This is a genomic window from Deltaproteobacteria bacterium (assembly GCA_019310525.1).
Taxonomy (GTDB): Bacteria; Desulfobacterota; DSM-4660; order Desulfatiglandales; family HGW-15; genus JAFDEE01.
In genome coordinates, this window is record JAFDEE010000123.1 from 1 (window position 1) to 7,655 (window position 7,655).

The 7,655-nt window shown below is 53.5% G+C and carries 4 protein-coding genes and 2 pseudogenes; 1 reads left to right on the forward strand and 5 read right to left on the reverse strand.

Annotation, left to right across the window (positions count from 1 at the left end):
- Window positions 1–481: 481 nt before the first annotated feature.
- Both JRF57_15680 and JRF57_15685 read right to left on the reverse strand, forming a co-directional pair.
- Entirely contained in the window at window positions 482–1,873 is a 1,392-nt protein-coding gene (locus tag JRF57_15680; GenBank protein MBW2305141.1) for a sigma-54-dependent Fis family transcriptional regulator, read from the reverse strand.
- On the reverse strand, window positions 1,842–3,374 hold the full coding sequence (locus JRF57_15685) for a response regulator (protein ID MBW2305142.1): 1,533 nt from the start codon (window positions 3,372–3,374) through the stop codon (window positions 1,842–1,844). Before JRF57_15685 ends, JRF57_15680 begins: the two co-directional genes overlap by 32 nt.
- A gap of 1,138 nt (window positions 3,375–4,512) precedes the next feature.
- On the opposite strand from JRF57_15685, the gene JRF57_15690 reads away from it, so the two are divergent.
- Complete coding sequence (locus JRF57_15690; protein ID MBW2305143.1) at window positions 4,513–5,682, forward strand: WecB/TagA/CpsF family glycosyltransferase; 1,170 nt, start codon at window positions 4,513–4,515, stop codon at window positions 5,680–5,682.
- 151 nt (window positions 5,683–5,833) lie between these two features.
- Here the strand turns inward: JRF57_15690 and JRF57_15695 are convergent, their stop codons facing one another.
- From JRF57_15695 to JRF57_15705, 3 genes and pseudogenes are all read right to left on the reverse strand, one after another.
- A complete protein-coding gene (locus JRF57_15695; protein MBW2305144.1) occupies window positions 5,834–6,445 on the reverse strand; it encodes a response regulator in 612 nt (203 codons plus the stop codon).
- Window positions 6,394–6,873, reverse strand: a pseudogene (locus JRF57_15700) (hypothetical protein). The gene JRF57_15695 and the pseudogene JRF57_15700 overlap by 52 nt, the downstream one beginning before the upstream one ends.
- Before the next feature lie 105 nt (window positions 6,874–6,978).
- A pseudogene (locus tag JRF57_15705) lies at window positions 6,979–7,473 on the reverse strand (PAS domain-containing protein).
- Window positions 7,474–7,655: the final 182 nt, after the last annotated feature.

Below are 7,655 nucleotides of genomic sequence, written 5' to 3' on the forward strand. Positions count from 1 at the left end.
TTTAGAACTTCTGTTGGTGCCAGTAGAATCTCCTGTAGACCGTTGTTCACGCAGGTTTCAGATGTTCTTCCATTTTTTGGTACAGCCCTCTCTTACTCGGCTGGAATAAGCCGAGTAGACCGGGAAGAGAGGGCTTCCCATCCTCTTGCGTGATTTCGATCTTTTCCGGGGTAGGATTGATTTTATTCTACTGCTTGTAGACCTCATTAAGCATGGAGTGTGCCAAAATGAGGCAGAGTTAAAAATGGTAGTATTTACGGTAGGATGCGTTTGAAATGATCGGCGGCTTCGATTTGGGCATAGAGGGGTTGTGGGAAATACCCCTCTGAAGTTGTGGGATATGCCTCAGGACGGGAATGCGGAGGACGCGATTCCGGCCCCGTTTTAAAAGTCAGGATTGAAGTGCATCTCTTCTGTTTCTCCAGGGCGACTCCCCGCCCGTCTACCGGGTATATGGGTAAAGGTGGGCGGGACGGCCTTCCTAGGCGGCCTGGTGCAGCTTGGCCCTTCTGTAACGGAATGTGTCCCGTGTGAGCCCCAGGAGTTGGGCGGCCTTGCACTCGTTTCCCTTTGTAAGGTTCAGGGCCTCGGTGAAATAGTGCTTCTCCAGATTTCGCACGATGGCTGGGAAATCGATCCCTTTCGTTGACAAGGGAGGAAAGCAGAGTGATCTTGGTGCAGTTTCCGCCCGAGCTTTTGTCATGGTTCCTTCAAGACACAGGTCTTCACATCCTATTACAGGACCTTCAGAGAACAGGACACTTCTTTCTATGATATTCTTAAGTTCCCTGACGTTGCCCTTGTAATGGAAGCTATACAGGGCCCTTTCCGCCTCCTCTGTAAACCCGGTGATGGATTTTTCCAGTTTGCTGCTGAACTCCCGGAGGAAGTGCTTGGCGATTGGGAGGATATCGTCCCGCCTGTCGTTCAAAGAGGGAACCTCGATGCTGATCACCGCGATCCTGTAATAAAGATCATGCCTGAAGCGTCCTTTGTTGAGCATTTCCCGCAGGTTCTTATTGGTGGCGGATACTATCCTTGTCCGGACACGGCGCTTTCTGGTCCCGCCCACCCTGTAATATTCCCCCTGTTCCAGGAATCGAAGGAGCTTGGCCTGGGCCTCCATGCTCAGGTCTCCTACTTCGTCCAGGAATAGGGTGCCGTTATCGGCTTTCTCTATCAATCCTTTCTTGCCCGATGAGTTCGCTCCGCTGAAGGCCCCCTTTTCGTACCCGAACAATTCGCTTTCGATCAGGTCCCTGGGAATGGATGCGCAATTGACGCTGATCATGGGTCCCTTGAAATTCGGGCTTCTGTAATGGATGGCGTTTGCGATCAATTCCTTCCCCGTCCCCGTCTCACCCAGGATGAGTATCGGCGTGTCAGGACTTCGCGCCACCTTTGAAACGACATCCATGATGTTTTGAATGGCGTTGCTTTCCCCTACAAGGCAGGGGAGATGCTCCCGTAAGAACCTTTCGTGAAGCCCCTGGATTTCTTTTCGCATTGTTACGGTCTCCAGGGCGTTTCGAACGCTTACCAGGAGTGCGTCCATCTGAATGGGTTTGACCGCGTAGTCATAAGCGCCCAGCTTCATGGCGGAAACAACGGTCTGGACGTCTTCATAGGCCGTGATCATGATTACGACGGTATCGGGGATCCTCTCTTTTATCTTTTCAAGGGCTTCTATGCCGCTCATGCCCGGAAGCCCGATATCGAGAAGGACCAGTTCAGGCATGTCGTCAGGGAGTGATTCCAGGGCGGCCTCCGCGGTGGAGAAGGCCCTCACCCGATACCTCTTTTCAAGGGCCAGGGCCATACCGTCCCTGGCTACGGCTTCATCATCCACAATGTAAATCGTATACTTTTCCATTCCTTTGTCCTTGCCTGCTGATGGGGAGTTCAATCCTGAATTCCGCACCCCCCCATTCACTGGTGCCCACCTTTATGACGCCATCGTGATCGAAGACAATCCGCTGGACGATATTCAGGCCGATACCGGATCCGTTGTTTTTTGTGGTGAAGAAGGGGTCGAACACCCTTTCTCTCAATTCCACGGGTACCCCGGGGCCTGAATCTGAAACGGTGAGGCAGACCCTTTCATCATCGGCACCGGAGGTAACCTTGATTCGTTTGAATTCCGCTGTCTCCTCCAGGGCCCCTATGGCGTTGTTCAGGAGGTTCAGGATCACCTGTTCCATGAGGTGTGGGTCCGCGTAACAACGCGGGATCCCCGGGAATAACGCCGTTTCCAGCTTGATGCCTTTTTTCCGCATGGTTGCAGCGGACAGGGAAAGGGAATCCATCAAGATCCCATTGATATCCATAAGGATTTTTCTTGGTGCGCTGTGCTTGGAAAAATCCATGACCCTATGGATCACCAGGCCGATCTTGTTGGACCCGGCCTGGATTTTTTGGATTATCTCCCTCATCTTTTCGATGGATTCGGGCCCCAGAGTTTCCGAGTCTATGATTTCCTTTAAAGTGAACACATAGGAGTTGATGCCGGAGAGAGGGTTTCTTATCTCATGGGCGATACCGGCGGCGACCCGTCCCAGGGAATCCATCTTGTTCTTGATTATGACCAGACGTTCCAGTTCCTTGCTTCTTGTGATATCCATGGTGTTGAGCAGGATGGAATCCTTGCCCTGATACTTGATGCGATTGGCCCGGCACTGTACCCATCGCATGCCCCCATTACTCCCTTTCCCGTTCGTAGGATAGAACCTGAAGTCCATCTCCAGGGCCTGGACTTCTCCGGAAAGGAGACTGAGGTAAGATCTTTTTACCCTTTCCGCATCCTCGGGGTGGATGAATCCCATGTCCCTGATCTTGGATGATTTGGAGAGGGGCCAGAAAATGGTCTTTTGGGCCGGATTTTGATAAACGATCCGATTGTCCTGAATGATGGAAATACCGGTAAGGGAGCTTTCCACCAGTTGGCGGAATCGTTCCTCGCTCTCATTCAGGGCCTTTTCCGCCTCCCTTCTCCGTCTTTTCAGTTCTTGTCTGTCCAGGGCGTTCTTGATCGTCTGAAAGAGTTGTTCGCTTTCAAAGGGCTTTTTGAGATAATCGTAAGCACCCCTCCTTAGGGCGGCCAGGGCCGATTCGACTGAGGCGTTGCCGGTGATTATGATGACCGAAGTATCCGGGTTTTTCTCCCTCACGCAATCCAGCACCTGGTAGCCGTCCATGTCCGGGAGGCCGATATCCAGGATGACGATGTCAAAGTTTTCCTTTAAGAGCAATGCTATGGCGTCATGGCCGGTCAGGCAGGTTACGACCTCGTATTGGTTCCGCTCAAGAAGAAACCTCAGACTGCTGCACATCGCAGGTTCATCGTCTACGACGAGGATTCTGGGAGAAAAGCTCATTGCATATCTCTCTCTAGCGGGGTCGGACATATCTATCCATTGCCTAACGGTGAAAATCCAGGCTGTTCACAGCCACTACCCGGGCGCGCCTTGCATCTCCTGAAAACCCGGAAATCGCTAAATTCAGGTTCAATCCTCCTGAGTGCATTCAAAGAGAGCAAACTCACCCCTCTCCGCAGTTAATGCCCCGGTTTCAAGCCCCGATGAAACAGTCTGGATGCATGTGTATTGTTGGAGAAGCTGTGAAAAACCCTGGGATTCCTCCCTCCTCAGGGTGTCCTCTTAAGGCGGCCGGTATGATCAGCTCACCATTATAGAGGCCGCCCTTACCCGGGAGGTCTTCCCTTTTGATCGAATACTCGCGACTCGATGGAACGGGACGATAGACCGGGAAATCCCGTTCAATCTCCTCCTGAATTTTTGCAAAATTTAAGCCAATTCATGTGGGCCTGGAAAGGGGGGGCTTCAGCAGAACGGGAGAGGGACTTCAAGTACACGGAGTGGAATCGGAACGGGACGGATCGTATCGAGAATCGGAAAGAAATTTATCCTCTTGGAGGGAAGTAGAAAAGGTCCTTTGTACGGGGAGGCGTGATGAATGACGGAGAATTCCGAGGGAAAAGAGGTCGGAATTTTGGCGCTTCCGGCGGGCCTGAATCGTCAAATTCCCGCCGGATATACAACAAGGCTTCAATAATTCCCTGAGGAATCGCTGCCTCTTCGTCTCTGGAACGGGGGGAGAGCTCGTGATCCCGGGTTATGATTTTTTTCGACCTCTATTTGAGGCGTTTCAGAACGACCTTGTAAAGCAACCAATCCTTTTTCTTGAAGACCTTGCTCCACCCGTTCTTCAAGATGAAGTCCTCCTGGGCGATCTGGGTGGTGAAGTCCATTGACCTGAATTCCCCTTCATAAGGAGTCTCGGGAAAGGCTGGATGCCTGGTAAGGCACCTCACGCATCCGCTCGGCTGAAAGGGAGGCCAGAGGATATTGACGGTGTTTCCCTGAACGGACCCGAACAACGGATTCTCGATCTTCGGTCCGGTTGCCTTTTTGTCTGCTCCTGTGGTATGAAGCCTTTGTCCTGTTGCCGTACTCGTCTCCTTTTTTCATTATTTTTTCTAAGGAAACAACCCCCATGCCAAGTGAAACTGTCGTGATATTGGGGATACCCATCGACAGCCTTTCCATGGAGGAAGCCATTGAAGGCGTTTTCGCCATGGTTGAGGCGTGGAAAAGTGATCGGCGTGCGAGGCAGATTGCCACAGTGAACGTGAATTTCATCGTGAACGCCTTCAAGCGCCAGTCAAAGGTTGGCCGGGGGACCGAACTCCTGGATATTCTCAGGAGGGCCGACATCGTCACGGCGGACGGTATGCCCGTTATTTGGGCCAGCAGGTTGCTGGGGTTCCCCCTGAAGGAACGGGTGACCGGGGCGGATCTGGTCCCCAGGTTGGCGGAGGAGGCCGCCAGGCGGGGCAAGTCCCTCTATTTCCTCGGGGGAGGCGGGAATACTGCAAAGGAGGCCGCAGCGGTCCTCAAGGAAAGGTGTCCCGGTTTGGTGATCGCCGGCACAGATGCCCCCCGTGTGGATCTTGAAAAGGGATGCGGGATCAGGAAGGAAGAGGCCGATCGGTCGATTATAGAGCGGATAAACCGTTCACGCCCGGATATCCTCCTTATCGCTATGGGTAACCCCAAGCAGGAGATCTGGTTTCACAGAAACCGGGAGAGGCTGAAGGTGCCGGTATCCATTGGAGTAGGGGGTACCTTTGCATTTATTTCGGGAAGGGTCTTGCGGGCGCCGGGATGGGTCCAGGATGTGGGCCTGGAATGGCTCTACCGGCTTTTCCAGGAGCCCGGGCGCCTCTGGAAACGTTATCTCGCCGATTTTTTCCAGTTCGTTCCGGCCCTTTGTCCCCTGATTCTCTATTGTCTGTGCCTCAAGGCGCGAAACCGGATTCCCACCCGTGGAATATCCCCAATGAGAATTCAACGGGAGGATCCCGGAAGGACGCTGGTTGTTCTCCCCAACCCCTTGACCATGCGGGATTTGAAGTTCTTAAAAGAGAAGTTCTTAAATGAGTTTATGGATGGGAGTTCCACCTTTATCATTGATTTTCGCATGGTCCGCCGTTTTGATCCCCGCATAGTCTGCTTCCTGATGGATCTCATGAGGAAACAGTCTGAAGAAGGGAAGTTGTTTATCAAAAATCCAGGACCGCCTCTTCTCCGATTTTTCAAACTGAACCGCACCCTGGATCTTTTCAGGAAGTTAGAGGTAGGAGATTCTCGGCTCTTACTGTAGTCACCCGAGAAAAGCTCCCCATGGCCCTTTACCGGTGGTGCGGACATTTAAAACTCACAAATTCCCATGAAGAGTCTCTTCTCTTTTGATGAAATCCTTAAGGTCAGGGGCTTGCAGGTTCACCCTCTTGGGTAAGAGAGAGCAGATTTTTCTAAGAGTTTTTGTCCAGGACCTCTCTTACTTTTTGCAACAACTCGTTGACAGTGAAGGGTTTCTCGATAAGATGGAGACCCTTTTTGAGTACGCCCCGCCGCGCTATGATGTCATGGGTATAGCCGGACATGAAAAGCACCCTGACACCGGGATGGATTTCTGAAATCTGCCTGGCCAGCTCCCGTCCGTCGATCTGGGGCATCACCACGTCGGTAATCAGTAAGTGGATGGGGTCTTCTCGCCGCCGGGCGATTGCCACCGCCTCCACGGGGTCGTTCGAGGACTCCACAGCATAGCCATGGATCCGGAGAATGCGACAGACCAACTGGCGGACCCCCGGATCGTCTTCCACCACCAACACCGCTTCCGAGCCGTGGGCTACATCTCCCCCCGTTTCAACAGGGGAACGTTGGTCCGAATCTTCACCCTCGAAGACAGGAAAGTACAGGCTGAAGACCGCTCCTTCGCCGGGACGGCTATCGGCGTAAATATGTCCACCGTGCTGTTTGACGATACCGTAAACGGTTGAAAGTCCAAGACCAGTGCCTTTTCCGCGGTGCTGAAAAAGGGCTCGAAGATTTTGTCCAGGACCTCCCTGGACATTCCGCAACCGGTGTCCTGAAACCGCAGCAAGACATAGTCACCGGGGCGGGCGCCGGGATGTTTTGCTACAAAAGACTGATCAAGTTCGAACCGATCGGTTTCGATAGTCAAGGTGCCGCCGTCGGGCATGGCATCGCGGGCATTGATGGCCAGGTTCAGGAGAATCTGATGAATTTGGACTGCGTCTGCATAGATCGCAGGCAGATCGGACCTGAGGTTGGTTACGATATGAACATCTTCCCCGATCAGGCGTCCCAGCATCTTCAGCATCTCACGGATTTCCTCATTCAGATCCAACTGGGAGGGAGAGAGGACCTGTTTTCGGCTGAATGCGAGGAGTTGTCGCGTAAGGGAGGCGGCCCGTTTCGCGGAAGAGATGATCTCCTTGAGGTCCTGAGCGATGGAGTGGGCCGGGGGCAACTTGTCCAAGGCCATTTCGGCGTAACCTATAATGGGTGAGAGGAGGTTGTTGAAGTCGTGGGCCACCCCCCCGGTCAGCCGACCGACGGATTCCATCTTCTCGGCCTGCTGAACCTGAAGTTCCATTTCGCTCATCCGGGTAACGTCGTTGAGGATCACGGTTATCCCGGTCATCTCCCCGCCGTAGCCTCCCACCGGTGAAACGGTGCCCCCGAAGACCTTGGTCTCTCCCTTTCTCATCCTGACGGTGAAGCGGCCCGACCATCCCTTGCCGCTCCGGATCGCTTCCCTCAGAATCTTCCCCAGGACTTCGTTCCCAGGTAGATCCACCACTTGTCCAAGATTGCCCTTATGGAGGGACCCGGCCGGAAGGTGGAAAAGGTCTTCAAAAGCGCTGTTGACGTACAGGATTTTCTCATCCTTTCCGATCACTCGGTGGCTTGATCCATGGCGGTGGCCAGCCTCTCCAGAGCTGATTGGACCTCCCGATTGGCGGCCTCCAGTTCGAGGCGGTAAAGAGCTACTCCCAGGTCGGCGGCGATTTCTCCGGAAAGGCTGCGGATATCCTGATCCTTCATGGTTTCTACGGGGCCGGATAATGCCAGTACACCGTATAGGCTCTCCCCGTAATCAATCCGGGCGATCGCCACGCCCCTGGCGGAATAGGTGCTCTCCAGTGGACATCCATTGCAAGCAGGGCCGGGTGATTCGACAAATAAGGGCTCTCGGGATTCAAGGATTGGTTTCAGGCAAGGGGGATGGGTCCCGGAGCGGACCGATTCAGCCAGGGGTTCGAA

Bases quoted from the DNA above. Each gene is read 5' to 3' on its own strand.
- JRF57_15680 (MBW2305141.1), bottom strand. From the start codon at position 1,873: ATGGAAAAGTATACGATTTACATTGTGGATGATGAAGCCGTAGCCAGG.
- JRF57_15685 (MBW2305142.1), bottom strand. From the start codon at position 3,374: ATGAGCTTTTCTCCCAGAATCCTCGTCGTAGACGATGAACCTGCGATG.
- JRF57_15690 (MBW2305143.1), top strand. From the start codon at position 4,513: ATGCCAAGTGAAACTGTCGTGATATTGGGGATACCCATCGACAGCCTT.